We start from the raw sequence: 25,841 nt of genomic DNA, 5'->3' as shown, positions 1-25,841 counted from the left end.
GGGTCACACGGGGTCCCTCATGCACAAGCGACGTGCGGCGATCATCGCCGCACTTTTCTGTTTGATCTGGGCTGGATCCGTTGGCGCGCAGGACGTGGCCCTGCGGTCGCGCGACGGGGCGATCGAGCTGGTCGGCACCCTTCTGGGATTTGACGGGGAATTCTATCGCCTGCAAACGCAATATGGCGAGCTGACAGTCGACGGTTCGGGTGTGACCTGTGACGGCCCCGGATGTCCGTCGCTGACAGATTATGTCGCCGAACTGTCGGTGTCCGGGTCCGCGACAGCAGGCAGCGTCCTGATGCCGGCATTGATCGAAGGCTTTGCCCGCCGCAACGGGCTGACGGCCGAGCGCGCAGCAACGGACCCGACCCATTTCACCTACGCTCTGATGCAGACAGATACCGGCAGGTTGGTCGGTCGGTTCGGATTCCGGGTCACCAACACCGACGAGGGCTTTGCTGATCTTCTGGCGGACGAAGCCGACATCGTGATGGCCCTGCGCGAGATCCGGCCCGCCGAGGTCCGGCTGGCGCGGGATGCCGGCCTCGGCAACCTGCTGGAAGCAAACCGAAGTCGCGTTCTGGCGCTGGATGCGATGGTGCCGGTGGTGGCCGGAGCCAATCCGGTGCAGAGCATTTCACTGCCGCAACTGGCCCGGATTGCCGCGGGCAAGCTCACCAATTGGCGTGAGCTGGGTGGTCCCGATGCCCCGGTGATCCTGCATCTGCGCGACCCACGCTCGGGTCTGGCGCAGGGCTTTGAAGACAGGGTGCTGCGACCGGCCCGGTTTTCCCTGCGCGAGGATGTCGTGCGGCACGCCAGCAACGCCGCACTCTCAGAGGCCGTGGCACGTGACCCGTTCGGCATTGGAATCGCCAGCTTTTCCGAACTGGGCAACACCCGCCCGCTTGTGCTCTCCGGCGATTGCGGCTTTGCCCTGCGCGGCACCCGGCGCAACGTCAAGACCGAAGACTACCCCCTCACCGCGCCGATGTTCCTGTATCTTCCCGCCCGGAGGCTGCCTGCGCTGGCACGGGAATTTCTGACCTACGTGCGCAGCGCCCCGGCCCAGATCGTGATCCGTCGCGCCGGATTTGTCGACCAGGCGGTGGAAGAAGTGCCACTCGACCTTCAGGGCGACCGCATTGCCAATGCCATCAGTGTGGCCGAGGGCGCCGAGGGACTGCACGAGCTCCAGCGCATGATTTCGACCCTTGCCCCCATGAGGCGGCTGACCACCTCTTTCCGTTTCGAAACCGGGTCGGCGCGGCTCGATGCGCAGTCGCGGTCCAACGTCCTGCAACTGGCGCAGGCTCTTGAAGACGGCGACTATGACGCCCGCCATCTTGTCTTCGTTGGATTTTCGGACGGAGACGGACCGGCAGCGACCAACCTGTCCATCGCCGCACGTCGGGCCGAGACCGTGCGAAACGCCGTGTTGCTTGCGGCGGAAACCGCCGATACCGCCCGGCTGGACCTGAGGACAGAGGCCTTTGGCGAGGCGATGCCAATGGCCTGCGACGAGACCGACTGGGGCCGTCAGGTGAACCGCCGGGTCGAAGTCTGGGTGCGTTAGCGCATGGTCCGCCGGTTCAGATCAGCCCCTGCGCCCGAAAGCTGAGTTCGGTAGATTTTCCGATCACCAGGTGGTCATGCAGCACCAGACCCAGCGCTTCGGCGGCGGTCTGGATCTGCGCTGTCATATCAATATCCGCGGCCGAGGGTGTCGGATCCCCCGACGGGTGGTTGTGCACCAGTATCAAGGCGCTGGCATTCAGCTCCAGTGCCCGCTTCACAACCTCTCGGGGATAGACCGGAACGTGGTCGACGGTGCCCTGGGCCTGCGCTTCGTCCGCGACGAGCACATTCTTGCGATCCAGATACAGCACCCGGAATTGTTCGGTTTCCCGGTGGGCCATGGTGGTGTGGCAATAATCCAGCAGCGCATCCCAACTGCTGACCACCTGCCGCTGCAACACCCGGCTGCGTGACAGACGGTGGGCGGCCGCCTCGACAATCTTGATTTCGGCCACCACCGCCTCGCCGACCCCCGAGACCTCTTGCAGGCGGGCGACCGGGGCCGAAATGACCCGATTGAAATCGCCGAATACCTCGATCAGGTGCCGTGCCAGAGGTTTGACATCCCGGCGCGGGATAGCCCGGAACAGGACCAGTTCCAGCAGCTCGTAGTCCGGCAGGGCATCCGCGCCGCCCAGCAGGAACCTTTCCCGCAGGCGCGCACGGTGATCCCGGATATAAGAGGGCTGCCGGGCGAGTTTCTCCGGGACCCGGGGAACCTCGTCCCGGGCAAAGAGGGCGGCCTGTGAGTCCGAGAAATTGCCAGATTTGCGCATGCCACCAGAGTGATCTGACGTGGTTAGTGAATGGTTAAGGCGCAATCAAGAAAGTTTACAACCGGCCACAACCCGCCTCGATGCGCGGTGCCGGTGCCACACCATCCGCTCAGACGAAAACGCGCCACCCGGTCTGGGCAGCGCGTCCGGAAGTTTGTCTGGCCCGAAGGCGCGCGGGCATCAGCCCTTCATCGAATCCCAGAAGCTTTTGACCGATGAAAAGAACGTCTTGGATTCCGGGTTGTTGTCCTCGGACAGGGCCTCGAATTCGCGCAGGAGTTCACGCTGTTTCGACGTCAGGTTGACCGGGGTTTCCACCGCGAGCTCGATGAACATGTCACCGGTTCCGCCGCCTCGCAGGGCGGGCATTCCCTTGCCGCGCAGACGCATCTGACGGCCCGACTGTGAACCAGCGGGTATCTTGACCCGGGACCGTCCGCCGTCAATTGTCGGCACCTCTATGTCGCCGCCAAGCGCCGCGGCACTCATCGACACGGGCACCCGGCAGTGCAGCGAGACACCGTCACGCTCGAACAACTCGTGGGGCGCGACTTCGAGAAAGATGTAGAGATCCCCCGGGGGGCCACCACGCATACCCGCCTCGCCCTCACCGGCCAGACGGATCCGCGTGCCGGTCTCGACACCGGCCGGGATATTCACCGACAGCGCCCGATCCTTCTGCACCCGACCGTTGCCGCCACAGGCCTTGCAGGGGTTCTTGATGATCTGTCCCAGACCGGAACAGGTCGGACAGGTACGTTCGACCGTAAAGAAACCCTGGGTGGCACGCACCTTCCCCATGCCGGAACAGGTCGGGCAGGTGGTCGGTTCGGCGCCGCCTTCGGCCCCCGACCCGCTGCAGGGGCCGCACTGGACCGAGGTCGGCACATTGATGGTCTTGTGCAGACCACCATAGGCTTCTTCCAGAGAGACGCGCAGGTTGTACCGCAGGTCGGCGCCACGCGCGGCGCGCTGGCGTCCACCACGACCACCGGCGCCCATGAAGTCGCCGAAGAGGTCGTCGAACACGTCCGAAAAGGCCGAAGCAAAGTCGCCCTGCCCGCCTGCGCCACCGCCAAAACCCGGGCCTCCGGGGCGACCGGCACTGGCACCCAGTCCACCTTCAAAGGCGGCGTGGCCGTACCGGTCGTAGGCCGCCTTCTTGTCGTTGTCCTTGAGAACCTCGTAGGCCTCGTTGGCCTCCTTGAACTGATCCTCGGCCCGCGGGTTGTCGGTGTTGCGGTCGGGGTGCAGTTCCTTGGCCTTGCCACGGTAGGCCTTCTTGATCTCATCCGGCGAGGCGCCTTTTTTCAGGCCCAGCACGTCGTAGTAATCACGTTTGGACATCTAGCCCTCCTTTTGCACGGAACGTCGAGGGGCCGGCCCGGTGTCCGGACCGGCCCCTGATTGGTTCCGCGGGTATGGCTTACGCCCGCTTGCTGTCGTCGAGGTCCTCGAAATCGGCATCAACGATGTCGTCATCCGAGCCACCCTGATCCGCGCCCTTGGGTTCGTCGTCACCCGACTCGGCCTGGGCCTTGTAGATGGCTTCGCCCAGACGCATCGCCGCCTCGGTCACGTTCTGGATGCCGGACTTGATCTTGTCGGCATTGTCGTTTTCCAGTTCGTCCCGCAGCGCGGCAATGGCCAGTTCGATGGCTTCGACGGTCGAGGGATCGACCTTGTCGCCATGCTCTTCCACCGACTTTTCGGTCGAGTGGATGAGGCTTTCGGCCTGGTTGCGCGCCTCAACAAGCGAGCGGCGTTCCTTGTCCGCGTCGGCATTGGCCTCGGCGTCCTTGACCATCTTTTCGATGTCTTCGTCCGACAGGCCACCCGAAGCCTGGATCGTGATCTTGTGCTCCTTGTTCGTGCCCTTGTCCTTGGCCGAAACCGACACGATGCCGTTGGCGTCGATGTCAAAGGTCACCTCGATCTGCGGCATGCCGCGCGGGGCGGGCGGGATGCTTTCCAGATTGAACTGGCCCAGCATCTTGTTGTCCGCGGCCATCTCGCGCTCGCCCTGGAACACCCGGATCGTCACGGCGTTCTGGTTGTCCTCGGCGGTCGAGAAGATCTGCGACTTCTTCGTCGGGATCGTGGTGTTGCGGTCGATCAGGCGGGTGAACACGCCACCCAGCGTTTCGATGCCCAGCGACAGCGGCGTCACGTCGAGCAGGACCACGTCCTTGACGTCACCCTGAAGAACACCGGCCTGGATGGCGGCGCCCATGGCGACGACTTCGTCCGGGTTCACACCCTTGTGCGGTTCCTTGCCGAAGAACTTCGTCACTTCCTCGATCACCTTGGGCATGCGGGTCATACCGCCGACCAGGACGACTTCGTCGATGTCCGAGGTCGAGAGACCGGCATCCTTGAGCGCCGCCTGGCACGGCTTCATCGAGCCCTTGATCAGGTCGCCGACCAGCGATTCCAGCTTGGCACGGGTCAGCTTCATGACCATGTGCAGCGGCTGGCCGTTCGAACCCATCGAGATGAACGGCTGGTTGATCTCGGTCTGGCTGGAGGACGAAAGCTCGATCTTGGCCTTTTCAGCCGCCTCCTTGAGACGCTGCAGGGCCATCTTGTCCTTGGTCAGATCGACGTTGTTCTCTTTCTTGAACTCGCCGGCGAGGTAGTTGACGATCCGCATGTCAAAGTCTTCGCCACCAAGAAAGGTGTCGCCGTTGGTCGATTTGACCTCGAACAACCCGTCGTCGATTTCCAGGATGGTCACGTCAAAGGTGCCGCCGCCGAGGTCATAGACCGCGATGGTGCGCGATTCCTTCTTGTCGAGACCGTAGGCCAGAGCGGCCGCCGTCGGTTCGTTGATGATGCGCAGCACCTCAAGACCGGCAATCTTGCCTGCATCCTTTGTGGCCTGACGCTGGGCGTCGTTGAAGTACGCCGGAACGGTGATGACCGCCTGCGTCACTTCTTCGCCAAGATAGCTCTCGGCGGTTTCCTTCATCTTTTGCAGGATGAAAGCGGAAATCTGCGAGGGGCTGTACTTTTCACCCTTGGCGCGCACCCAGGCGTCGCCGTTGCCACCGTCGATCACCTCGAACGGCAGGTTTTTCTTGTCTTTCGCCAGATGTGCGTCGTCATTGCGACGACCGACCAGGCGCTTGACGCCAAAAATGGTGTTTTCCGGGTTGGTGACAGCCTGACGTTTGGCCGGCTGGCCGACAAGGCGTTCGTCATCCGTAAAGGCGACAATCGAGGGCGTGGTGCGTGCCCCTTCGGAGTTTTCGATCACACGCGGCTGGGCACCATCCATGATGGCGATGCAGCTGTTCGTTGTGCCGAGGTCGATACCAATCACTTTGGCCATGTTTTTCGATCCCTTCTAGTGCTTCAAGGCGATGTCACGAGGCGAGGACCCGTTCCGGCATCCTGCCCCGATGGGTTGATGCGGCCCGTGGGTCTCCCCCCGAGTTGCGCTTCGCAGGGTATATAAGGAGGGGTCTTGGGTGCTGCAAGCACCGCGTCCGGGCAGTTTCCGCGAATTGGACGGTTTTTCTTTGCCATTTGCGCATGGATTGGCCGAGTGTGCGCTTCATGACAGATATTCTTCAAGAGCGCGGGTTCGTGATTTATCGCGGGTATCTGGACCGTTCGGCGCAGGAAAGCCTGGTCGATGTGGTGCGGGACGTGCTGGAGCAGGTGCCGCTGGTGCAACCGGTCACCCCCCGGGGCAAGCCGATGTCGGTGCGCATGTCAGCCGCCGGAGAGTTCGGCTGGGTCAGCGACCGCGGCGGCTATCGTTACGCGCCGACCCATCCGAACGGCACGGAATGGCCGCCGATCCCCGCGGAAGTCCTGGCGATCTGGCAGGATGTCAGCGGCGCCACACGCCGCCCGGAATGCTGTCTGATAAACTGGTATGGCGAAGGCGCGCGCATGGGGCTGCATCAGGATCGGGACGAGGCGGATCTGACACAGCCCGTGGTATCGGTCTCGTTGGGCGATTCGGGCCTGTTTCGCATGGGAAATGTCGACCGCGGCGGGTCGACCGGTTCGGTCTGGCTCGACTCAGGTGATGTCGTGGTGATGGGCGGCGCGGCGCGGCTGTGCCATCACGGGGTGGACCGGATCAGGTTCGGATCCTCGACATTGTTGCCGCGCGGCGGACGGATCAACCTGACCTTGCGGGTGGTGACCTGATCGCGGGCGAAGGCACCGCCGGGTCGCCGGTCCGCACGGGTGCAGAGCGTCACCGACCCGCCTGAAGCGTGCAGCATCCCGACAGCAGGCGCGCAGGCCCGGGCAGGACCAGATCGACCGACAGGCCATAAAGCCTGTCCGACATGCCGTCGCTGCATTGCTCGCGGCGCAGGATCAACGCCAGACCATAACCCGTCAGTCCGAAGGTATCCCGACGGTTGCCACTGCGCAGCAGCGTCTGGGTGGCAAAGCTGCGATCGCTTTCGCCAGGCATCGTCACGGTCGTCACCCCTTGCTGCACGGCGTCCACCCGCCAGAACGGCTCGTTCCCGAAGCAGGCAAACCGCTGCGGCAGCGGCTGACCAGTGTCGGCGTGCACAGCGAGATATGCCATCGAAACCCATCCGACGGCGTCTGCCACATTCAGCCGCCCCCAGCCCTTGTCCGCCGACAGGGCAGTCACCTCTACCCCGGTGGTCTCGGGCGCAAGACTGCCCAGAATTTCGGCCTGCGGCGACGGTTCCGCCCGAATATTCAGCACGTCATCGCCGGAAACCCGGACCACGTCGAACAATGCCGGCAGTTCCTGCGCGCCCGCCGCCCCTGCCAAAGCCATCCAGAGCAGCGCCGCCCGCATCATCGCCGCGCCGACCACGAGGCAGACGCGTGTTTGCGTGTATAGAACTCGCCCATCAGGCCGATCATCAGGAACACCAATGAAAAATAGAGTGCATATTCCCAGTTCGAATTGCGCGGATTGTAGTCGACAAAGGCATATCCGCGCGACTGGTCGATGGTGTGAAACAGCGGGTTCCAGTTGAACATCACCAGCATGTAGGTCGGCAGGGTGTTGGCCACGAACATCTTGCCCGAGGCGATCATGTTGGCACGCTGATAGACCGTCGAGATGATCGACACAGGCGTCGGAAACCACGGCTTGGCTGCCAGCAGAACCATACCGATGGCCGCTCCGGAAAACCACGACAGCAGGATCATTCCCAGACATCCGATGGGATCGTGGATTTCCTGCAGTACAAAGGGGTTGAAAGCGACGTCGTAGATGAAAAGGATCACCAGCAGTGACAGCATCTGGATATAGAGCGTCGACAGCATCGCAGCGGCAATCGCCACTGCCGTGTTCATCGGTGCATGCTGCATCATCGGGCTGGCCGGCCCTTCAGACCCCGAAACCGCGCCCAGGGTCTTGGTATGGGTCATGTACAGAAAGATGCCGGTCATGATGTAGATCATGAAATCGCCGCGCAGCGCCGTGCCGCGCAGGCCCAGAATCATGAACATGAAGTAGAAGGCGAGCACAAAGATCGCCGTCTGCAGCATGTTCATCAGGATCGACATCACGGCATTGCCATGTGTCTTGCGCACCGAGCGGACCGAGTTGTGGTAAATCAGTTCGCAGATGAAAATCGCAGAGCCAATGCGCGTGCGAGGGGCCTGTTTGTCGAACATCGGTGCGCTGCTCCGCGGGACAGGGTTTTCTTGCTGTTCCTATTTTCGCAAAGCATAAGGGGCAGGACATTTTTAATCAATGAATCCGCGCTAGCAATGCGGAACTAAGGAGCAGAACTGTGAATTATCAGACACTCACCGAAGTGATGCGGCGCCTGGCACTCGAGGCCGGCGACAAGATCATGGAAATTTACGAAGCAGATGATTTCGAGATCAAGACAAAGTCTGACGAAAGCCCGGTGACAGCGGCCGACGAAGCCGCAGATGCTCTGATTTCAGATGGCCTGCGCAAGGCTTTCCCGGATGTGGCGCTCGTCACCGAAGAGCAGTCCGACAGCCATGGCGAAGAGGCCAGCACCTTTCTCATCGTCGATCCGCTGGATGGCACCAAGGAGTTCATCAACCGGCGCGGCGATTTCACGGTGAACATCGCTCTGGTCGAAAACGGCGTGCCGACCCGCGGCGTGGTCTACGCGCCCGCCAAGGGGCGGATGTTCTTCACCGACAGTGTCGGCAAAACGGTCGAGGAAAAGGGGCCCTTCGACAAGGACAGCCTGGGCGAGACCGTGCCACTGCATGTATCGACCCCCAATAACGAGTCGCTTATGGTGGTGGCCTCCAAGTCGCACCGCGATCAGGCGACAGATGACTATATCGGAAAATACGGCGTCAAGGACATGACCAGCGCCGGCTCGTCGCTCAAGTTCTGCCTGGTGGCGACCGGAGAGGCGGATCTCTATCCGCGCCTCGGCCGCACGATGGAGTGGGACACGGCCGCCGGTCATGCTGTCCTTGCAGGCGCGGGCGGACGCGTCGTGCGGTTCGACGATCACTCGGCCTTGCGCTATGGCAAACCCGGTTTCGCCAATCCGTTCTTCATCGCCTACGCTCCCGGGGTGACGCTGAAAGACGGCTAGACCGCGATGCCGTCCACACCGACCACGCCAACTGTTAGCGTTGTGATCGTCAGCCGCGATCGCCCGCTGGCCCTGGACCTGTGCCTGACCGGCGTGGCGCAGCTCGACTATCCGGCATTCGAGGTGGTTGTTGTCGCCTGCCCGCGCGGCTGCGCCCAGGTCGCCGACCGCAGGGACGCCGGGCTGATCAAACTGATCCCCTATGACGAGCCCAACATTTCGGCGGCGCGAAACCGGGGGGTGGCACAGGCCGCGGGCGAAATTGTCGCCTTTATCGATGACGACGCGGTGCCCGAACCAACCTGGCTGCACCATCTGACGCAGCCTTTCGTCACACCCGAGGTGGCGGCGGCCGGCGGCTACGTGCGCGGGCGCAACGGCATCAGCTTCCAATGGAAGGCGCGCAGCGTCGACCACCGCGGAAACACTGCGGACCTGGATCTGGGTGGGGATGCGCCCCGGGTGCTGAGCCCCGCCGAGGGCCGGGCGATCAAGCTTGAGGGCACGAACATGGCCCTGCGCCGCGACCTGCTGGCCGAGATCGGCGGTTTCGATCCGGGCTTCCGGTTTTACCTGGATGAAACCGATCTCAACATGCGGCTCGCCCGGGCCGGGCACCTCACGGCCATCGTCCCACTGGCGCAGGTCCATCATGGCTATGGCGCCAGTGTGCGGCGGGGGCGGGATCGCACGCCGCGCGACCTGCGCGAAATCGGTGCCTCGCAGATGCTTTTCCTGCGCAAACACTGCCCCGAAGCCGACCGGCAGGACGCCTGGGATCACTTCCGCGCGCAGCAGCGGCTGCGCCTTCTGCGGCTGATGCAGACGGGGCCTTTGGCAGCGGACGATGTGGCGCATCTGCTGCGCGGTCTCGAACGCGGTCGCCGCGATGGATTGGCCCGCAGCCCGGACAGCTTGCAACCGCTGCCTCGTGCGGCGCGAGGGTTTCTGGCACGCCCCGCCGCCACGGGCGAGGCACCGCTGATTCTGGGCGGATGGGTCTGGCAGCGGCGCAGATTGCGACAGCAGGCTTTAAGCGCCCGAACTGCGGGACGTGGTGTGACCCTGATCTTGCTGTCCCCCACCGCCCTTTACCACCGTGTGCGATTCCGTGCCGAAGGATGGTGGGAACAGACCGGGGGTGTCTACGGGCGCAGCCTTCGCAGTCAGCCGCTGCTGCGGATACAGCGACTGCGCAGTCGGCTGCGCGAGGAAGTCAACCGTCTGCGGAACCTCCGATTTTTGACAGACTGAAACAAAAGGCTAAAATGTACGCTTACGAACGACCCTACTATCCGCCGAATGTCACATGGAATACATTTCGGTGCTTTTTATCACCCTATGATGATGTAATGAAATTTAGCAGAATTTCCGCTACAGTGATCTGCAGAACGCAAGGAGCAGTTTAATGCGTAACAAGGTAACAAAGGCGATTTTTCCGGTCGCCGGTCTCGGGACACGCTTTCTTCCGGCCACCAAGTCGGTTCCGAAGGAAATCATGACTCTCGTTGACCGTCCCTTGGTACAGTACGCCATCGACGAGGCCCGCGCGGCCGGGATCAAGGAATTTCTGTTTGTCACCTCGCGCGGCAAGGGCGCGCTCGAGGACTATTTTGATCATTCACCGCAGCTGGAACAGGAACTGCGGCGCCAGGGCAAGGATGAGCTGCTCGAGATCCTGAAATCCACCAACATGGATTCCGGCGAAGTCGCTTATATGCGCCAGCACAAGGCACTGGGCCTGGGCCACGCGGTGTGGTGTGCGCGCCGTCTGATCGGCAACGAGCCCTTTGCCGTGATCCTGCCGGATGACGTGATCGCCGCCGAGAAGCCCTGCCTGCAGCAGATGGTCGAGGCCTACGAGGAAACCGGCGGCAATATGGTCGCGGCGATGGAAGTGCCCGCCGACAAGGCTTCGTCCTACGGCATCCTGGACGTGCAGGAAGACATGGGATCAATGGTTTCGGTCAAAGGCATGGTCGAAAAGCCCGCAAAAGGCACGGCACCGTCCAATCTGGCGGTCATCGGACGTTATATCCTGTCGCCGCGCGTGCTGAAGAACCTCAACAAGATGAAGGCTGGCGCCGGCGGAGAAATCCAGCTGACTGACGCCATCGCACAGGAAATCGGCGGCGAAGAAGGGGTGTACGGCCTGCGCTTCCGCGGCCAGCGTTTCGACTGCGGCTCGAAGGCCGGCTTCCTGCAGGCAACCGTGGCCTTTGGTCTCGCCCGTGACGAACTGAAAGATGACCTGCGGCGCTTCCTGCACGAAGTGATCTCGGTCGAGAAAGCGGCTGAATAACACCGTGCAAAACGTTCTGGTTACAGGAGGCGCCGGTTACATCGGCGCCCACGCCTGCAAGGCGCTCGCCCGTGCAGGCTATACCCCCATCACTTATGACAATTTGTCCACAGGTTGGCAGGATGCCGTGAAATTCGGTCCTTTCGAACCTGGTGACCTGTTGGACCGCGTCCGGCTTGACGAGGTTTTTGCCAGGTGGAAACCCGTTGCGGTGATGCATTTCGCGGCACTGAGCCAGGTTGGCGAGGCAATGTCCGAGCCCGGAAAATACTGGCGCAACAACGTCACCGGTTCGCTGACCCTGATCGAAGCGGCGGTGGCGGCGGGCTGTCTTGACTTTGTTTTCAGCTCGACCTGCGCCACCTATGGTGAGCAGGACAATGTCGTGCTGGATGAAACCAGCGCGCAGATACCGCTGAACGCCTATGGTGCGTCAAAGCGGGCGATCGAGGACATCCTGCGCGACTTTGAAGCGGCCCACGGCCTGCGCCACGTGATCTTCCGCTACTTCAACGTGGCAGGCGCCGACCCCGAAGCCGAGGTGGGGGAACATCACCGTCCCGAAACCCACCTGATCCCGGTGATGCTGGACGCGATTCAGGGCAAGCGCGACGCGCTGACCATCCACGGCACCGATTACGACACGCCGGACGGCACCTGCATCCGTGACTACGTGCATGTCTGTGATCTGGTCGATGCGCATGTGCTGGGGCTGAAGTGGCTTCAGGACGGACGGGGCAGCCGGGTGTTCAATCTGGGCACGGGCACCGGATTCTCCGTGCGCGAGGTGATGGAGGCCAGCCGTGCGGTCACCAATCGCGCCGTTCCGGCACACGACGGCCCGCGCCGGGCGGGCGACTGCACCGCGCTGGTTTCGGGGTCGACCCGGGCCGTGGCGGAACTGGGCTGGAGCCCCGAACGTTCCACCATGCACCAGATGATTGCCGACGCCTGGCGCTGGCACCAGTCGGGGCATTTTGCCAAGTGATCCAATGACGTCAGGTCCGTCAGCCCGACTGCTGGACCTGACGCGGCTGATCCGGCGGGCGGATCGCCGGATGACCGGCGTTGACCGGGTCGAATTTGCCTATCTTGAACATCTTCTGACCGTTCCCGAACCGTTGTACGGGTTGGTGCGGACCTCGCTGGGATACCTGTTGCTGGACTTCTCAGGGTGCGCCGCCGTGCACGAGAGGGTAGCGCAGGGCACCTGGGGACCGGTGGATCTGCCGCGACGTTTGCATGGTGGCAACACGGGACGTCGGCAGGGCGAGGCCGATGCCCGTCGGCTGGCGATTGCCCGCTGTTTGCCGCCTGGTCTCGGCCGGATGCTGCGGCGCCATCTGCCCGAACGGACTCATTACCTGAACACCGGTCACAGCAATCTGACCGCCCGTGTGCTGCGCGCGGTGCGGCAGGTGTCGGGCATGCGGATCGGGGTGCTGGTGCACGACACGATTCCGCTGGATTTTCCACAATATCAGCGCGCAGGAACCGCCCGGAAGTTTGCGGGTTTCCTGCAAAGGCTGGTGCAGAATGCCGATGTGGTGATCTGCAATTCCGCCCAGACTCGGGGCGATGTGTTGCGGCATGCCGCCCGCTGGCAGGCCGCACCTTCCTGCGTCGTCGCCCACCTCGGGGTGCCCCTGCCGGTACCGGGTGTCGCGCCGGAAGGCCCCTGGGAGGCGCCCTATTTTGTCGCTCTCGGCACCATCGAGCCGCGCAAGAACCACGCGCTGCTGCTGGACCTTTGGGATGAGATGGGTGCGACCGCGCCGCATCTGGTCATTCTTGGCGCGCGTGGCTGGGAAAATCATGACGTTTTCGCGCGTCTTGACCGCGCCTCGCCCCGGGTCCACGAACTCAGCGGGTTGCAGGATGGCGCGGTTTTCGCGCTGCTCGCGCAAAGTGCCGGACTCCTGTTCCCCAGTCATGCCGAAGGCTACGGTCTGCCCCCGGTCGAAGCGGCCGCGCTGGGGGTGCCGGTGATCTGCTCTGATCTGGCTGTCTGCCGCGAAGTGCTTGGCAACATTCCCATTTACGCAAAGGTCACGGACCGGTATCTTTGGCGTCAAAGCATCATCGCACTGGCCAAATCGCAACAGACGGACAAGAAACAGGCGCTGGAATTTGTTCCGCCGGACTGGCAGACCCATTTCAACATCGTCTTAAGGTCGATCTGATAGGCGCCAGAAAGTGAAGGTCCGGGACGCCGGTCCATAACGAGGTAAGAGTTTGGGGGCATGGCAGTCATACCGGCTTCGGCTGCAGCGCCAGCGCTGGCGGATTCGTGCCTTTCGCAAGCGACGCGAACTGAAACCTGTGGCACTGCGGCACGAACAGACCCGGTCATCGGACATCTTTGTGTTTTCGACCCAGCGCAACGAAGGTGTGCGCCTGCCCTATTTCCTCAAGTATTACCGCGACATGGGGGTGAACCACTTTTTCTTCGTCGACAATGACAGCACCGATGGATCGCTCGACTACCTGGCCCGGCAGGACGATGTTTCGGTCTGGTCCACCCGCGCCAGCTACAAGCGGGCACGTTTCGGCGTCGACTGGCTCAACTGGCTGCAGATGAAATATGGTCACGGCCACTGGACGCTTGTCGTCGACCCGGACGAGCTGTTCCTTTATCCGTTCTGCGACACACGGCCACTGCGGGCGCTGACCGACTGGCTTGATGCCTCGTCGATCAAGAGCTTCAGCGCCATGCTCTTGGACATGTATCCAAAGGGTCGGATCGATGCCGAACCTTATCAGGCCGGACAGAACCCGATCGAGATTGCGTCGTGGTTCGATGCCGGCAATTACACGATTTCCAAGAACCCGCGCTTTGGCAATCTCTGGATCCAGGGCGGACCGCGCGCCCGTGTCTTTTTCCCCGAAAACCCCGAACGGGCTCCGGCCCTGAACAAGGTGCCGCTGGTAAAATGGGACCGGCGCTATGCCTATGCCAGTTCGACCCATCAGCTGCTGCCGCGCGGATTGAACCTCGTCTATGACGAATGGGGCGGAGAAAAGGCCAGCGGCGTGTTGCTGCACACCAAGTTTCTCGACACCTTCACCGCCAAGGCCGAGGAGGAAATCGAGCGCAAGCAACACTACTCCGGGTCCAAGGAATACATCGCTTATGCCGCCGGGCTGCGGGACAATCCCGAACTGTGGTGCAAGTGGAGCGAGAAGTACATCAATTGGCGTCAGCTTGAAATTCTGGGCCTGATGTCCAAGGGCAACTGGGCATGAGTGTCGGCATCATCATGCTGGTGCACACCGCACTCGGGCGGGCCGAACAGGTGGCGCGCCATTGGACACGCGCGGGCTGTCCTGTGGTCATTCACGTGGACCGCAATGTGCCGCGCAAGATTTACGACGCCTTTGTCGCCGGTCTCTCGGATGTGCCGACGGTGCTGTTTTCACGCCGCCACAGCTGCGAATGGGGCACCTGGGGGCTGGTCGCGGCCAGCCAGGATGCCGCCGAGATGATGCTGGAATGGTTCGACGATGTGCGCCATGTCTATCTGTCGTCCGGATCCTGCCTGCCACTGCGTCCGGTCGAAGAGTTGGTCGAATATCTGGCCGCCCGTCCACGCACCGATTTCATCGAAAGTGCGACCACAGCGGACGTGCCCTGGACGGTGGGCGGTCTCGATCACGAGCGTTTCACCCTGAGGTTCCCGTTCTCCTGGCGCAAGCACAGGTATCTCTTTGACAAATCCGTCGCCGTGCAGCGATGGCTCGGTTATCGCCGCAGTGTTCCGCATGACATCGTGCCGCATATGGGCAGCCAGTGGTGGTGCCTCACCCGTCAGACCCTGTCGGCGATTTTGCAGGATCCGGCCCGACCGGTCTATGACCGCTATTTCAAACAGGTGTGGATTCCGGACGAATCTTATTTCCAGACGCTGGCACGGCTCTACGCGACCCGGATCGAAAGCCGGTCCCTGACCCTTTCCAAGTTCGACTTTCAGGGCAAACCGCACATCTTTTATGATGATCACCTGCAATTGCTGCGCCGCTCGGACTGTTTTGTCGCGCGCAAGATCTGGCCCCATGCCGAACGACTTTACGAGGCATTCCTGTCCGACAGAGACGGCGTGATGAACAAGACGGAACCCAATCCTGGCAAGATCGACCGCATCTTCGCCCGTGCCGTCGATCGCCGAACCCGCGGACGGGCCGGGCTTTACATGCATTCGCGCTTTCCCAACTATGGCTGGGAAAACGGTGTAACAGCGACCAAGTACTCGGTATTTCAGGGGTTTTCTGAACTTTTCCAGGATTTTGAACCCTGGCTTGCCCGCGCGACAGGGGCGCAGGTGCACGGCCATCTCTACGGCCCGGACCGGGCCGAGTTTGCCAATGGCCAGTCTGTGATAAACGGCGCACTGTCTGACGATGCCCTGTTGCGCGACAACAATCCGATGGGCTTTCTGACCAACCTGATCTGGAACACCCGGGGCGAGCGTCAGTGTTTTCAGTACGGTCCGCGCGACACCAAAAAGATCAACTGGCACATGGCGCGCGATCCCAATGCCCAGATCTCGGTCATTTCCGGCGCCTGGGCCGTCGAACTTTTCAGGTCCAACGCCAACTTTGCCGACATCCGCAAGGAAGCGGCGGCGCTGCAGAAGATCGAAAGCCGGATGCTGGACGAATTGCGCAGCCCCGACGTGAAGGCCCGTATCCGGATCTGGACGATGGCGGAATTCATCGAGGCGCCGATGGAGCCGCTGCAGATCATCATCGACGAGATCGGTCAAAAATCCCTTCGTCGTTTGGCCGAAGCACCGCTGATGCAGGATCTCGCCGGCTTTGGCCAGTTTTTGCAAAACCTCAAGAACCAGGGGATGCACCCCTACCTCATGGGTGATTTCCCGGTTGACCCTCTGCCCCGCACCCCGATCGGTCGGCCGCGCAAACCCTATCTTGTGAAGAAGTGAGCCCCTATGGCCAAGCCTTTCGACTGTTTCGTGATCTTCGCCGAAATGCGCACCGGGTCAAATTTTCTCGAGGCGAACCTGAATGCCTTTGACGGCGTCACCTGCCACGGAGAAGCGTTCAATCCGCACTTCATCGGATATCCCAATTCGGAACACATCCTTGGCATCACCCAGGAAGAGCGCGATGCCGCCCCCGACCGGCTGCTGCACCAGATTCGCAATGTCACGGCAGGACTGGGCGGTTTCCGGTTCTTTCACGACCATGATGCCCGTATCCTGCCCAAGCTGCTGCAGGATGCGCACTGTGCCAAGATCATCCTGACGCGTAATCCGGTGGACAGTTATGTCAGCTGGAAGATCGCCCAGTCGACCGGTCAGTGGAAGCTGACACATGTGAAAAGGCGCAAGGGCGGGCGGGCGCTGTTTGATCCAGCAGAGTTCGAAGCGCACATGGCCACGTTGCAGGGTTTTCAGATTCACCTGATGAACGCGCTGCAGACCTCGGGGCAGACGGCGTTTTACGTTGCCTACGAGGACTTGCAAGACGTCGCGGTGATGAACGGTCTGGCCCGCTGGCTGGGCGTGGACGACCGGTTGAAAAGTCTCAACACCGCGCTCAAACGGCAGAATCCGGAACCCCTGTCTGAAAAAGTAGAAAATTTTGAAACGATGCAGGATGCGCTGGCCCGGCTGGATCGGTTCAACATGGCTCGCACGCCGAATTTTGAACCGCGCCGGGGGCCGGTTGTCCCTTCTTATGTCGCCGCCGCGCGCACCGGGCTGCTGTCGATGCCGATCCGCTCGGGGCCCGAGGCGGCGGTCAACACCTGGCTTGCGGAACTGGACGCGGTCGACGACTCGGCCCTTTTGCGCGATTTCAGCCAGAAAGACCTGCGTCAGTGGAAACGCGAGCACGAAGGCCACCGCAGCTTTTGTGTCCTGCGCCACCCGGTGGCCCGCGCGCACGACGCCTTCTGTTCGCGGATCCTGTCCACCGGACCCGGCACCTTTCTGCAGATCCGCAAGACCCTGCGACGGGCGCACAATCTGCCGATACCTGAGGCAGCGCCGGGGCCGGAGTATGATCTGAGTGCCCACCGCAGCGCCTTTACCGCCTGGCTGACGTTCCTCAAGGCGAATCTTGCCGGACAAACGGCTGTGCGGGTGGACGCGCACTGGGCATCCCAGGCCCAGGTGCTGCAGGGCATGGCGGAATTCACCCTGCCCGACATGATCATCCGCGAAGAAGAAATGGGGGACTACCTGCCCGCGCTGGCCATGCAGGTCGGGCATCCTGCGCCGCCCGATCCTGTGCCCGTCCCGACCCGCGCGCCATTCGCATTGGCGCAAATCTACGACGACGAGATCGAAAGCCTGGCGCGCGATGCCTACAACCGCGATTACCTGATGTTTGGCTTTGCCGACTGGGATTAGCCGACCCGATCCGCGCCCCTACCTGCGCCTTGACCCGGCATATCGTCGAGAACGGCCCTCAGGCGGCCTGGGACGTATGGGGTTCGGTCAGGATGGTGTAGAGGGTGCTGGCGTCATGATTGGCCCGCAATTTTGCACAGACAGCATCTTCGCGCAGGGTGCGAGACACCAACGCCAGCGCCTTCAGGTGCTCTACGCCCGCCGATTCCGGCGCAAAGAGGGCAAAGACGACATCCACCGGCTGGCGGTCGACCGCTTCGAAGTCGATGGGTTTTTCAAGCAGTATGAAAACGCCTACGACATCCTCGAGCGAGGGAATGCGCGCGTGCGGCAACGCAACCCCATGTCCCACACCCGTTGGCCCGAGGCTTTCCCGTTCCATCAAGGCTTCGACGGCGGTCGGCGCATGTATTCCATGCGCCGATTGTGCCAGATCCGCCAGATCGTGCATCAGCCGCTTCTTGCTTGATGCGGCTGAAATGACTTTGACGGCGGACGGCTTTATAAGCTGCGCGAATTTCATGAGCTGCCTGTTCTAGTTTCTGCTGTGCCCTAACGCGTCACGCGCAGAACGGCAATGTCATGGATCTATCCATCCGATATTGCCATCTTCCCTGCGGTACACGACGTTGACGCCATTCTTCTTTTCGTTCCGGAATACCAGTACCGGTGCCCCTGCCAGTTCCATCTGCATCACCGCCTCGCCCACGGAGAGCGACGGAATCTGCGTTTGCATTTCGGCCACGATCACCGGCGCGAGTGAATCCGGCTCCGTATCCTCGATATCGGATTCACGCGCGAGGATATACGAGGACGCGCCGAAGAGTTCAACGGGTTCGACGCGGTCCTTGTGGTGATCTTTCAACCGACGCTTGTAACGGCGCAGCTGTTTGTCGAGTTTTTCCGAACATCCGTCGAACGCGGCATAGATTTCGGTCGCATGGGCCTTGGCGGTGGCGGTCAGCCCGGTGGACAGGTGAACGGTGGATTCACAAACATACTCGTGCGCACTTCTGGAAAAGATGATGGTCGCATCCGTGGGCCGCCCGGCGTACTTTTGCACCACCGAGCCCAGTTCGGTCTGGACATGCGTCTGCAGAGCCTCTCCGATGTCGATCTGCTTTCCCGTGATCTGATAGCGCATTGTTTTTCCTTTTCTTTATCAACCCATACGCAGCAACGGGCGAAGCCGCCCGGCCTATCGCCGCGTCTGGAGGGAAGGTGACACTCCCGACCTTGGCCTGATCGCAGACACCCTGGAGAGGGGGTGTTCACCAATCAGACATGCGGTCCACGAAAGCGTCATACCCTTCATTTGAGTTGAGAAGGCCCCGCTCTGTCAATCAAATCCAGCATCACTGTCCGAGAATATTCTTAACCGATCATGAACACCGTCACGGAACGCCGGTTCAGCTGATGCGAAAGTTATCGCCCAGATAGACCCGCCGCACGTTCTCGTTGCGGACAACTTCGTCGGGGGTGCCGGACATCAGCACGGCACCGTCATGCAGGATGTAGGCGCGGTCCACGATTTCGAGCGTTTCGCGCACGTTATGGTCTGTAATCAGCACACCGATGCCACGTTTCTTGAGGTCCGAGACAAGGTGCCGGATGTCGCCGACACTGATTGGATCAACCCCGGCAAAGGGTTCGTCCAGCAACAGATACTTGGGGTCCGCCGCCAGACAGCGGGCGATCTCGACCCGGCGGCGTTCCCCGCCGGACAGCGCCAGCGCCGGGGCGCGGCGCAAATGCTCGATGGAAAACTCGCCCAGCAGCTCTTCCAGCCGTTCGCGGCGCTTGTGGCGGTCGGGCTGACTGATGTCGAGGATCGCGGCGATGTTGTCTTCGACCGACAGCCCGCGGAAGATCGACATTTCCTGCGGCAGATACCCGATTCCCAGACGCGCACGGCGGTACATCGGCAGATAGGTCGCATCCTTGCCGTCAATCAGGACCTGGCCGCCCTCGGGGTTCACCAACCCGGCGATCGCGTAGAAAGTCGTCGTCTTGCCAGAGCCGTTGGGGCCCAGCAACGCCACCACCTCACCCCGATTCAACTCCATCGAAAAATCCCGGATCACCACGCGCTTGCGGTAACTCTTGCGCAAGTGCTGCACATGCAGGCCGCTGGAGCCTGTCGTCACGGTGAACTCCGGAGGCGACATCAGGGGTTGGCCGCCTTTGGCTGTTGCTGGAGCACGGTCTTCACCCTGCCGGACATCTGCGCCGTGCCATCGTCGAGATTGACGGTCATGGTTTCGGCGGTCAGCGCATTGTCGCCCTGCGTCAGCAGCACATTGCCGGTCATGACGACGGTGCCCGCGTCGATGTTGTAGTCCGCGCGCTCTGCCTCGGCGGCGTCGTCGCCATTCACCAGCGTCACACCGCCCGTCGCCTCGAGCCGCTCGATCCGGCCCGCCGCCTCGCCGTAGACCACCAGCACCCGCGGTGCGGCCAGACGCATTGCCCCCTGACCGATGATGACGTTGCCGGTGTACAGCGCGGTACCGTCGGCCTGGTTCACCGCCAGTTGATCGGCCGTGACTTCGACCGGGGCCGATGTGTCCTGAGTCATGCCACCAAAGGCGACCTGCGCCCCCTGTGCCAGAACGGAACATGGCGCCATCAGCGCCAGGACAAGAGTCAGGTTTCGCAACATCGGGAAGCACTCATTCTGTTTGCGGGTCATATACCAGCTTTACCCCGCCGGTGAAAAGCAATTGGACGTCATCGCCGGTTTCCCCACTGGTGACGCGCATCTTGCCGGCCGTCAGATGCCCGGCCGGCCCGTCACCCTCGACCGGCCCCAGGCTTTCGATCTCGATCCGGTCGAGGGCGGCGGTCAGGCTGTCGGTGCTCAGGGTGTAGCCGGTAGTGCTCGACACGGTGACGCCACCGGTCATATGTGCATCGCCACGCCGGTCGCTCAGGTTGGCCAGCGGCGCCTTCAGTTCGATCTTGGTGCCATCGGTCATCACCATCACCGCATCCAGAGTGTCGGCCTCGACCTCATCGCTGTCGGGCAGGGGCCGGGCTGATCGCGCCGTCATCGTCAGCGACCCCCCCGAGCTTGTGGTGCCGGCAAAATAGGGATCGGTCACCTGTTCGCGCACCACCCCGTCCGGGTCCGCACTGCCAGAGATTGGCAGATTGGCCGACGGATCGGGATCCCGCGACAACAGGAATGTCGTCGACAAAAGCACCAGCGCCGCCATCGGCAGAAGGATCTTGAGCCACGCGATCATACGTGAATATTTGCTGCCGCGCTGACGCATGATGCTCTTTGCCCGATCCTAGCTGTGGGCGAAGATATCTGTTTCCGGCCAGCCCGCCAGATCCAGTTGCGCCCGCGTGGGCAGAAAATCGAAACAGGCCTGCGCCAGGGCGCTGCGGCCTTCGCGCTCCAGCATCAGATCCAGCGCGCGGCGCAGGTCATGCAGATACAGCACATCTGAGGCGGCGTAATCGAGCTGCGCCTTGGTCAGTTCTGCGGCGCCCCAGTCGCTGGACTGCTGGTATTTGGAAAGATCGCTGCCCAGCAGATCCTGCACCAGATTCCGCAGCCCGTGCCTGTCAGTGTAGGTGCGCACCAGTCGGCTGGCGATCTTGGTGCAATACACCGGCGCCGCCAGGGCGCCAAACGTATTGTACATCGCGGCAATATCGAAACGGCCATAGTGGAACAGCTTGAGCACGGAGGGATCGGTCAGAATGCGGGCAAGGTTCGCGGCCACCGTCTGCCCCGGCGCAATCTGCACCAGATGTGCCGTCCCGTCGCCGCTGGACAGCTGAACCAGACAGAGGCGGTCACGCCTTGGATGCAGGCCCATGGTTTCACAGTCGATCGCCACGACGGGTCCGAGGTCGAGTTGATCCGGCAAATCGCCCTGATGCAAATAATTGGTCATGCTGCCCCCGTTTCCCGCGTCCTCTCGGGACATAACCACAGGACCCCGGGCTTGCAATGTTGACCCCGGGCGCCGACGGCGCCAAAGGCCGCACAGTTCGTCGCGGGAGCGGAACTTGGCCCGAATTGTGGCGCGCGCCGCGATGATTCGGCCTGTGATCAGACGGTGAATGCGCCCATTTTACGCCATTGTAACAATCTGTGAGGCATCGCACTCACCCGGAGCGTGTCACCAGTTCAGACGTCGGAACCGTCCGCGCCAAGACCGTGACCGGAGGCAGGCAGCGCGCCGACAGGCAACCTGAGCGGGTACCGAACGTGGCCGCCGATTGTTTCCGAATATCCAAAAGCAAGCTCAAAGCGCTCTCTGACGCAGGGTAATTTCGCGTGTTTTTCCGACCAATCCCGCAACAGCGCCAATTTGTTGCCAAAGCCGAAACAGTCGGGGGATTTTTGTTGCCCCTGACTGCAAAATCCAGACTCGAATTTTTCGGTGATAAACCGCCAGAATCAATGGCTTCGCCCAGGGAAACCCACATGTTGAGCGCTCTCTCGGCGCCGCCGAAATACCCTCTGAATCGCGGGCATAGCAGGCCGCCCGATTCTCCCTTTGGTTGAAGGATTTCTGAATATTGACTAAAATAAGGCATGAGGTCATAAGAATTAAGTTGGACAAATTTTAACACAATTTTGCCGACGCCTGCATCAAGGCACTGGGGGGCTGGTGCATTCAACCTGGAGTAACTCGTAAGTCTGCCGAACGCTGTCCTCGACTGAACGATCCCACACTTCGCTGGCCAGTAGGCGGCACCGATGAGTGCAGCACCCGTCTGACGGGTGCGGTGTTCGCGGTCGGGAACTTGTCGCTGTGTCGCATGGGTTCCGATTTCCGTGACTCCCGAATTGACGATTTGCCTCAAGGAGGTCGCTTTTGACCCTGCACCTACGCCGCCCGATGCACCTGCCGACCTTTGACCACCTCATCGACGAGGCCATGCAGGCCACGCCGGACGCACGCCTGTACCGGGATACGGTCAAGCGGATCGTCGACCTGGCACTGGTCGCTGTCGCGGCGGCGCCGGTTCTGCTGGTCATGCTGATCCTTGGCGCTCTGATTGCACTGGACGGCGGCTCTCCGTTCTATCTGCAGAAACGTGTGGGCCGGAACGGCCGGATCTTCATGATGTGGAAACTCCGCAGCATGGTGGCGAATGCGGACACCATGCTGGCGGCCCACATCGCTGCCAGCCCAAAGGCGCTCGCGGAATGGAACCATGCGCAGAAACTGCGCAACGATCCCCGCATCACCTGGATCGGCCGACTGATCCGCAAGACATCGCTGGACGAGTTGCCACAGCTCTGGAACGTTCTGCGCGGAGACATGTCGCTGGTCGGGCCGCGTCCGATGCTGCCGGAACAACGGGTCCTGTACCCGGGCACTGCCTATTACGCCCTGCGCCCCGGTATCACCGGATTCTGGCAGACCTCGTTGCGCAATGAATCAAGCTTTGCCGAACGTGCGACCTTCGACACCGCCTATCTGCGCCAGATGTCGCTGAAAACCGATCTTGTTGTCCTGCTGCGCACTGTGCGCGTGGTGATCAACGGCACCGGCGTCTGAAAATGAGTCCGATCTGACCACAAGGCCCCGTCCCGGCTGGGCCTTTCACGTTGTGAGGGTCGCCACCAGACATTGCCGCCCCTGCGGACCACGCACCCAGGCATCCGGACCGTTGCGACACAGAGTGGCGGTTTCATGGTGCATCAGCGGTGCAGTGGCGCGAAAAGCAAAGGTCCGCAGTGGCCTGCGCGGCGTGTCTGCCATCAGCATCAGCAACTGCGCCAGCAGCGGGCCGTGAACAACCAACCCGTCATAGCCCTCGACCCCCCGGGCATAGGATTCGTCGTAGTGAATGCGATGGCCGTTGAAGGTCAGCGCCGAGTAGCGAAACAGCAGCGTGGCGTCGAACGTGACCGTGCGGGCCTCGGTCTCGTCCCGGCGCGCCTGTGGGACGGGGGCACGCGGCGCTTCGGGTGCCGGGTCGGTGCGATACACCAGATCCTGCTCTTCGCGCAGGACAACGGCGCCGTCCTGCCATATTTCATGCCCAAGCGTCACGAAGGCCAGCGGCCCGCTGCGACCGGACTTGTGTACAGTCTGCAACACGCGGGAACGCCGTTGTGCAGGAACACCCGCCAGCAGCGGCGCATCGAACCACAGCCGCCCGCCGGCCCACATCCGGCGCGGCAGGCCCGTATCGGGAATGAGTCCGATGCCAGGTTTCGGGTGACCATCGCGGCCCAGGGTGGCGGGCGGTTGCGGATCCCAGAAATAGATCTGGTGAAAGAACGCGGGCAACGCCATCCCGGCGCAGATATCGCTCTTTAGCCCCAGCGCAGCCTGCACCGCCCGTGCGCGGGCCGGATCCAGTGCATCGCTTTCACCTGGTTGCGGTTCTGCGTCAGACATCCGCTTACTCTCCGTCCACCTTCTGCCCCGAGGAATATTGCCCAGATGACGCCGACGCTCCAGAGCCTTGACCACCTTGTCCTGACGGTCGCCAATATCGACGCGACACTGGCATTCTACCAATCGGTTCTGGGCATGCAGGCGCAGAGTTTTTCACCCGCCGGCGGTCCGTCCCGGTGGGCGCTGCACTTCGGGCAGCAGAAGATCAACCTGCACCTTGCCGGTCATGAATTCGCGCCCCGGGCACAGCAGCCGTGCCCCGGGTCGGCGGACTTGTGTTTCCTGAGCGCTGCGCCGCTCGAGGACTGGATGAACGTTCTGGCACATCACGGCGTACCGGTCGAAAGCGGGCCCGTGGCGCGCAGCGGGGCACAGGGCCCGATCCGGTCGCTGTATCTGCGCGATCCGGACGGCAACCTGATCGAGATATCAAATCAGGACATGCGCTGACCCCGCCGCCACCCCTAGCCCTGGCGCATCCGCAGCGCCTCGCGGCGCAGTTCGTCCATCAACTCGGTCAGCAGCTTGAGTCCCATTTCGCTGGTCAGCCGCCCCTCGCCGTCGAACTGCTGGCCGGACTGGCCAAGCATCACCTCGGGCCCGGGAACCAGGCGTGGACGGAACGGCAGCATCAGCGTGCGCAACATGCTGTGAGCCCGCGCCCCGCCCTGCATTCCCGACGAGGCCGAGATCACGGCAATCGGCTTGTCGCGCCATGGTGCGTTCTTGGTCCGGCTGATCCAGTCCAGGGCATTCTTCATCACACCCGACGTGCCCTTGTTATATTCGGGCGTCGCCAGAATCACCGCGTCGGCGCTGCCGATCAAGTCGGACAGGGCCTGCACCTCGGGCGGGATTCCAGGTCCGTTCTCGATGTCCTGACTGAAAAGCGGCAGGTTCAGGTCAGCTTCGGTAAACGCGGCGGCGTCGAACAGGCGCGCGGCCTCGTTCAGCAACATGCGGTTGGTCGAGGCTTTGCGCAGGGATCCGCACAACCCCACCAGGTTCAGTTCAGACATCAATATTTCTCCGGTCCAGGTTGCCGCATGAACTACAACGTAAAAGCGCCGCGGCAAGCCGCGGCGCTTTCATTGGCTGCAAACAGTCAGGAAATCAGGCGTTTGGCAGGATCACAATCTCGACCCGGCGGTTCTGCTGACGGCCCTCGGGGGTCAGGTTGCTGGCCACCGGCGCATCTTCGCCACGACCAATGGCGCGGACCCGCGACGACGACACGCCCTCGGAAATCAGGATGCCGGCAACCGACTGCGCGCGACGCTCGGACAGGCTGGCGTTGTAGGCAGCCTCGCCGGTGTTGTCGGTGTGGCCGATGACCTGGACCGTGGTGTTGGGATAGGCGTTCAGGTTCTGCGCGACGGTGCGCAGGTCACGCTGCAGGTCGGGACGCACCGATGCCGAGTCGGTGGCGAACAGGATATCCTGCGGCAGTGTCACGATCAGACGGTCACCCGTGTTCTGGATCGACACGTTCGAATTGCCCATCTGCGCACGCAGATCTGCCTCTTGCTTGTCAAGCTGGTTGCCGACGATGGCACCGCCCGCGGCACCGACAATGGCGCCTGCGATGGCGTTGTTGCGGCGCTCTTTCGGATCGTTGCCCGCCATCACACCGGCCAGGGCACCGATGCCTGCACCGACGGCGGCGCCGGTCTTGGCCTTGCGGTTGGGGTCGACACCGCCCGGATAGGCTGCGGGGTCCGCACAGGCGCTCAGCACCATCAGTGCGGCGGTTGCGGTCAGCAGGGAAGTTCTTGCTCGGATCATCATGGGCCTCGTTGTTTTCCTCCCCGCATCCGGGGTCGCGGAACATATAGCGCCAATCTGCATCCCGGCCCAAGTCAAGTCACGGTGAA

26 protein-coding genes are annotated in these 25,841 nt (G+C 62.2%); 12 read left to right on the top strand and 14 right to left on the bottom strand.

Annotated features, from left to right (window positions below; translation table 11 throughout):
• Nucleotides 1-19: 19 nt before the first annotated feature.
• Complete coding sequence (locus FOY53_RS15595) at nucleotides 20-1,579, top strand: phosphate ABC transporter substrate-binding/OmpA family protein (protein ID WP_146590508.1); 1,560 nt, start codon at nucleotides 20-22, stop codon at nucleotides 1,577-1,579.
• Nucleotides 1,580-1,595: 16 nt separating this feature from the next.
• Here the strand turns inward: FOY53_RS15595 and radC are convergent, their stop codons facing one another.
• The 3 genes from radC to dnaK form a co-directional block, all read right to left on the bottom strand.
• Entirely contained in the window at nucleotides 1,596-2,357 is a 762-nt protein-coding gene (gene radC / locus FOY53_RS15590; protein WP_146590506.1) for a RadC family protein, read from the bottom strand.
• A 180-nt stretch (nucleotides 2,358-2,537) separates the two neighbouring features.
• Complete coding sequence (dnaJ, locus tag FOY53_RS15585; protein WP_146590504.1) at nucleotides 2,538-3,704, bottom strand: molecular chaperone DnaJ; 1,167 nt, start codon at nucleotides 3,702-3,704, stop codon at nucleotides 2,538-2,540.
• Nucleotides 3,705-3,783: 79 nt separating this feature from the next.
• The gene (gene dnaK, locus FOY53_RS15580; protein ID WP_146590502.1) at nucleotides 3,784-5,691 is read right to left on the bottom strand and encodes a molecular chaperone DnaK; all 1,908 of its coding nucleotides are present in this window, start codon (nucleotides 5,689-5,691) and stop codon (nucleotides 3,784-3,786) included.
• Between the two features lie 227 nt (nucleotides 5,692-5,918).
• On the opposite strand from dnaK, the gene FOY53_RS15575 reads away from it, so the two are divergent.
• Entirely contained in the window at nucleotides 5,919-6,524 is a 606-nt protein-coding gene (locus FOY53_RS15575) for an alpha-ketoglutarate-dependent dioxygenase AlkB family protein (protein WP_146590499.1), read from the top strand.
• A 49-nt stretch (nucleotides 6,525-6,573) separates the two neighbouring features.
• Here the strand turns inward: FOY53_RS15575 and FOY53_RS15570 are convergent, their stop codons facing one another.
• Together FOY53_RS15570 and FOY53_RS15565 are read right to left on the bottom strand one after the other, a co-directional pair.
• On the bottom strand, nucleotides 6,574-7,164 hold the full coding sequence (locus tag FOY53_RS15570) for a COG3650 family protein (protein ID WP_146590497.1): 591 nt from the start codon (nucleotides 7,162-7,164) through the stop codon (nucleotides 6,574-6,576).
• Nucleotides 7,161-7,991, bottom strand: coding sequence for an ABC transporter permease (locus FOY53_RS15565; protein WP_146590495.1), 831 nt, complete (start codon nucleotides 7,989-7,991; stop codon nucleotides 7,161-7,163). Before FOY53_RS15565 ends, FOY53_RS15570 begins: the two co-directional genes overlap by 4 nt.
• 119 nt (nucleotides 7,992-8,110) lie before the next feature.
• On the opposite strand from FOY53_RS15565, the gene cysQ reads away from it, so the two are divergent.
• The 8 genes from cysQ (at nucleotide 8,111) to FOY53_RS15525 (ending at nucleotide 17,587) form a co-directional block, all read left to right on the top strand.
• Entirely contained in the window at nucleotides 8,111-8,908 is a 798-nt protein-coding gene (gene cysQ, locus FOY53_RS15560; RefSeq protein ID WP_146590493.1) for a 3'(2'),5'-bisphosphate nucleotidase CysQ, read from the top strand.
• A 6-nt stretch (nucleotides 8,909-8,914) separates the two neighbouring features.
• Nucleotides 8,915-10,162, top strand: coding sequence for a glycosyltransferase family 2 protein (locus FOY53_RS15555; RefSeq protein WP_146590491.1), 1,248 nt, complete (start codon nucleotides 8,915-8,917; stop codon nucleotides 10,160-10,162).
• A 154-nt stretch (nucleotides 10,163-10,316) separates the two neighbouring features.
• Entirely contained in the window at nucleotides 10,317-11,210 is an 894-nt protein-coding gene (gene galU / locus FOY53_RS15550; protein WP_146590490.1) for a UTP--glucose-1-phosphate uridylyltransferase GalU, read from the top strand.
• A 4-nt stretch (nucleotides 11,211-11,214) separates the two neighbouring features.
• On the top strand, nucleotides 11,215-12,198 hold the full coding sequence (galE, locus tag FOY53_RS15545) for a UDP-glucose 4-epimerase GalE (RefSeq protein WP_146590488.1): 984 nt from the start codon (nucleotides 11,215-11,217) through the stop codon (nucleotides 12,196-12,198).
• A gap of 4 nt (nucleotides 12,199-12,202) precedes the next feature.
• Nucleotides 12,203-13,393: a glycosyltransferase family 4 protein gene (locus FOY53_RS15540; protein WP_146590486.1), complete on the top strand. Its 1,191-nt coding sequence runs from the start codon at nucleotides 12,203-12,205 to the stop codon at nucleotides 13,391-13,393.
• A 52-nt stretch (nucleotides 13,394-13,445) separates the two neighbouring features.
• Nucleotides 13,446-14,456: a glycosyltransferase family 2 protein gene (locus FOY53_RS15535; RefSeq protein ID WP_146590484.1), complete on the top strand. Its 1,011-nt coding sequence runs from the start codon at nucleotides 13,446-13,448 to the stop codon at nucleotides 14,454-14,456.
• Nucleotides 14,453-16,153, top strand: a complete 1,701-nt coding sequence (locus tag FOY53_RS15530) for a DUF5927 domain-containing protein (RefSeq protein WP_146590482.1) — start codon at nucleotides 14,453-14,455, stop codon at nucleotides 16,151-16,153. The genes FOY53_RS15535 and FOY53_RS15530 overlap by 4 nt, the downstream gene beginning before the upstream one ends.
• Nucleotides 16,154-16,159: 6 nt before the next feature.
• Nucleotides 16,160-17,587, top strand: coding sequence for a sulfotransferase family 2 domain-containing protein (locus FOY53_RS15525; RefSeq protein ID WP_146590480.1), 1,428 nt, complete (start codon nucleotides 16,160-16,162; stop codon nucleotides 17,585-17,587).
• Between the two features lie 58 nt (nucleotides 17,588-17,645).
• Here FOY53_RS15525 and FOY53_RS15520 read toward each other — a convergent pair whose 3' ends face one another.
• The 6 genes from FOY53_RS15520 to FOY53_RS15495 form a co-directional block, all read right to left on the bottom strand.
• The gene (locus FOY53_RS15520) at nucleotides 17,646-18,110 is read right to left on the bottom strand and encodes a PTS sugar transporter subunit IIA (protein ID WP_146590478.1); all 465 of its coding nucleotides are present in this window, start codon (nucleotides 18,108-18,110) and stop codon (nucleotides 17,646-17,648) included.
• Nucleotides 18,111-18,167: 57 nt separating this feature from the next.
• Nucleotides 18,168-18,731, bottom strand: coding sequence for a ribosome hibernation-promoting factor, HPF/YfiA family (gene hpf, locus FOY53_RS15515; RefSeq protein ID WP_146590476.1), 564 nt, complete (start codon nucleotides 18,729-18,731; stop codon nucleotides 18,168-18,170).
• A 265-nt stretch (nucleotides 18,732-18,996) separates the two neighbouring features.
• Nucleotides 18,997-19,755, bottom strand: coding sequence for an LPS export ABC transporter ATP-binding protein (gene lptB, locus FOY53_RS15510; protein ID WP_146590474.1), 759 nt, complete (start codon nucleotides 19,753-19,755; stop codon nucleotides 18,997-18,999).
• Nucleotides 19,755-20,249 carry a lipopolysaccharide transport periplasmic protein LptA gene (gene lptA, locus FOY53_RS15505; protein ID WP_146590472.1) on the bottom strand — a complete coding sequence of 165 codons (495 nt, stop codon included), beginning with the start codon at nucleotides 20,247-20,249 and terminating at the stop codon, nucleotides 19,755-19,757. Before lptA ends, lptB begins: the two co-directional genes overlap by 1 nt.
• A 10-nt stretch (nucleotides 20,250-20,259) precedes the next feature.
• The gene (gene lptC / locus FOY53_RS15500; protein ID WP_246107431.1) at nucleotides 20,260-20,835 is read right to left on the bottom strand and encodes an LPS export ABC transporter periplasmic protein LptC; all 576 of its coding nucleotides are present in this window, start codon (nucleotides 20,833-20,835) and stop codon (nucleotides 20,260-20,262) included.
• Between the two features lie 48 nt (nucleotides 20,836-20,883).
• Nucleotides 20,884-21,498 (bottom strand): ribonuclease D, encoded by a 615-nt coding sequence (locus tag FOY53_RS15495; protein ID WP_146590468.1) that lies wholly within the window; start codon nucleotides 21,496-21,498, stop codon nucleotides 20,884-20,886.
• A 930-nt stretch (nucleotides 21,499-22,428) separates the two neighbouring features.
• On the opposite strand from FOY53_RS15495, the gene FOY53_RS15490 reads away from it, so the two are divergent.
• Nucleotides 22,429-23,118 (top strand): sugar transferase, encoded by a 690-nt coding sequence (locus FOY53_RS15490; RefSeq protein WP_246107430.1) that lies wholly within the window; start codon nucleotides 22,429-22,431, stop codon nucleotides 23,116-23,118.
• 45 nt (nucleotides 23,119-23,163) lie between these two features.
• Here the strand turns inward: FOY53_RS15490 and FOY53_RS15485 are convergent, their stop codons facing one another.
• The gene (locus FOY53_RS15485) at nucleotides 23,164-23,967 is read right to left on the bottom strand and encodes an HTD2 family dehydratase (RefSeq protein ID WP_146590466.1); all 804 of its coding nucleotides are present in this window, start codon (nucleotides 23,965-23,967) and stop codon (nucleotides 23,164-23,166) included.
• 45 nt (nucleotides 23,968-24,012) lie between these two features.
• Between FOY53_RS15485 and FOY53_RS15480 the strand changes: the two genes are divergently transcribed.
• Nucleotides 24,013-24,417, top strand: a complete 405-nt coding sequence (locus FOY53_RS15480; protein WP_146590464.1) for a VOC family protein — start codon at nucleotides 24,013-24,015, stop codon at nucleotides 24,415-24,417.
• A 14-nt stretch (nucleotides 24,418-24,431) separates the two neighbouring features.
• Here FOY53_RS15480 and FOY53_RS15475 read toward each other — a convergent pair whose 3' ends face one another.
• The gene (locus tag FOY53_RS15475; protein WP_146590462.1) at nucleotides 24,432-24,986 is read right to left on the bottom strand and encodes an NADPH-dependent FMN reductase; all 555 of its coding nucleotides are present in this window, start codon (nucleotides 24,984-24,986) and stop codon (nucleotides 24,432-24,434) included.
• Nucleotides 24,987-25,080: 94 nt separating this feature from the next.
• Complete coding sequence (locus FOY53_RS15470) at nucleotides 25,081-25,752, bottom strand: YiaD family glycine zipper/OmpA-like lipoprotein (RefSeq protein WP_146590459.1); 672 nt, start codon at nucleotides 25,750-25,752, stop codon at nucleotides 25,081-25,083.
• Between the last annotated feature and the right edge of the window lie 89 nt (nucleotides 25,753-25,841).

This window comes from Puniceibacterium confluentis (assembly GCF_007923445.1).
Classification (GTDB): Bacteria; Pseudomonadota; Alphaproteobacteria; order Rhodobacterales; family Rhodobacteraceae; genus Puniceibacterium; species Puniceibacterium confluentis.
Note: the sequence above shows the minus strand (reverse complement) of the source record. Positions and strands in the feature narration are given on the sequence as shown.

Coding starts and splice junctions, on each gene's coding strand:
- FOY53_RS15595 (WP_146590508.1), top strand. CDS start 20: ATGCACAAGCGACGTGCGGCGATCATCGCCGCACTTTTCTGTTTGATC.
- radC (WP_146590506.1), bottom strand. CDS start 2,357: ATGCGCAAATCTGGCAATTTCTCGGACTCACAGGCCGCCCTCTTTGCC.
- dnaJ (WP_146590504.1), bottom strand. CDS start 3,704: ATGTCCAAACGTGATTACTACGACGTGCTGGGCCTGAAAAAAGGCGCC.
- dnaK (WP_146590502.1), bottom strand. CDS start 5,691: ATGGCCAAAGTGATTGGTATCGACCTCGGCACAACGAACAGCTGCATC.
- FOY53_RS15575 (WP_146590499.1), top strand. CDS start 5,919: ATGACAGATATTCTTCAAGAGCGCGGGTTCGTGATTTATCGCGGGTAT.
- FOY53_RS15570 (WP_146590497.1), bottom strand. CDS start 7,164: ATGATGCGGGCGGCGCTGCTCTGGATGGCTTTGGCAGGGGCGGCGGGC.
- FOY53_RS15565 (WP_146590495.1), bottom strand. CDS start 7,991: ATGTTCGACAAACAGGCCCCTCGCACGCGCATTGGCTCTGCGATTTTC.
- FOY53_RS15555 (WP_146590491.1), top strand. CDS start 8,915: ATGCCGTCCACACCGACCACGCCAACTGTTAGCGTTGTGATCGTCAGC.
- galU (WP_146590490.1), top strand. CDS start 10,317: ATGCGTAACAAGGTAACAAAGGCGATTTTTCCGGTCGCCGGTCTCGGG.
- FOY53_RS15540 (WP_146590486.1), top strand. CDS start 12,203: ATGACGTCAGGTCCGTCAGCCCGACTGCTGGACCTGACGCGGCTGATC.
- FOY53_RS15530 (WP_146590482.1), top strand. CDS start 14,453: ATGAGTGTCGGCATCATCATGCTGGTGCACACCGCACTCGGGCGGGCC.
- FOY53_RS15525 (WP_146590480.1), top strand. CDS start 16,160: ATGGCCAAGCCTTTCGACTGTTTCGTGATCTTCGCCGAAATGCGCACC.
- FOY53_RS15520 (WP_146590478.1), bottom strand. CDS start 18,110: ATGAAATTCGCGCAGCTTATAAAGCCGTCCGCCGTCAAAGTCATTTCA.
- hpf (WP_146590476.1), bottom strand. CDS start 18,731: ATGCGCTATCAGATCACGGGAAAGCAGATCGACATCGGAGAGGCTCTG.
- lptB (WP_146590474.1), bottom strand. CDS start 19,755: ATGTCGCCTCCGGAGTTCACCGTGACGACAGGCTCCAGCGGCCTGCAT.
- lptA (WP_146590472.1), bottom strand. CDS start 20,249: ATGTTGCGAAACCTGACTCTTGTCCTGGCGCTGATGGCGCCATGTTCC.
- lptC (WP_246107431.1), bottom strand. CDS start 20,835: ATGATCGCGTGGCTCAAGATCCTTCTGCCGATGGCGGCGCTGGTGCTT.
- FOY53_RS15495 (WP_146590468.1), bottom strand. CDS start 21,498: ATGACCAATTATTTGCATCAGGGCGATTTGCCGGATCAACTCGACCTC.
- FOY53_RS15485 (WP_146590466.1), bottom strand. CDS start 23,967: ATGTCTGACGCAGAACCGCAACCAGGTGAAAGCGATGCACTGGATCCG.
- FOY53_RS15480 (WP_146590464.1), top strand. CDS start 24,013: ATGACGCCGACGCTCCAGAGCCTTGACCACCTTGTCCTGACGGTCGCC.
- FOY53_RS15475 (WP_146590462.1), bottom strand. CDS start 24,986: ATGTCTGAACTGAACCTGGTGGGGTTGTGCGGATCCCTGCGCAAAGCC.
- FOY53_RS15470 (WP_146590459.1), bottom strand. CDS start 25,752: ATGATCCGAGCAAGAACTTCCCTGCTGACCGCAACCGCCGCACTGATG.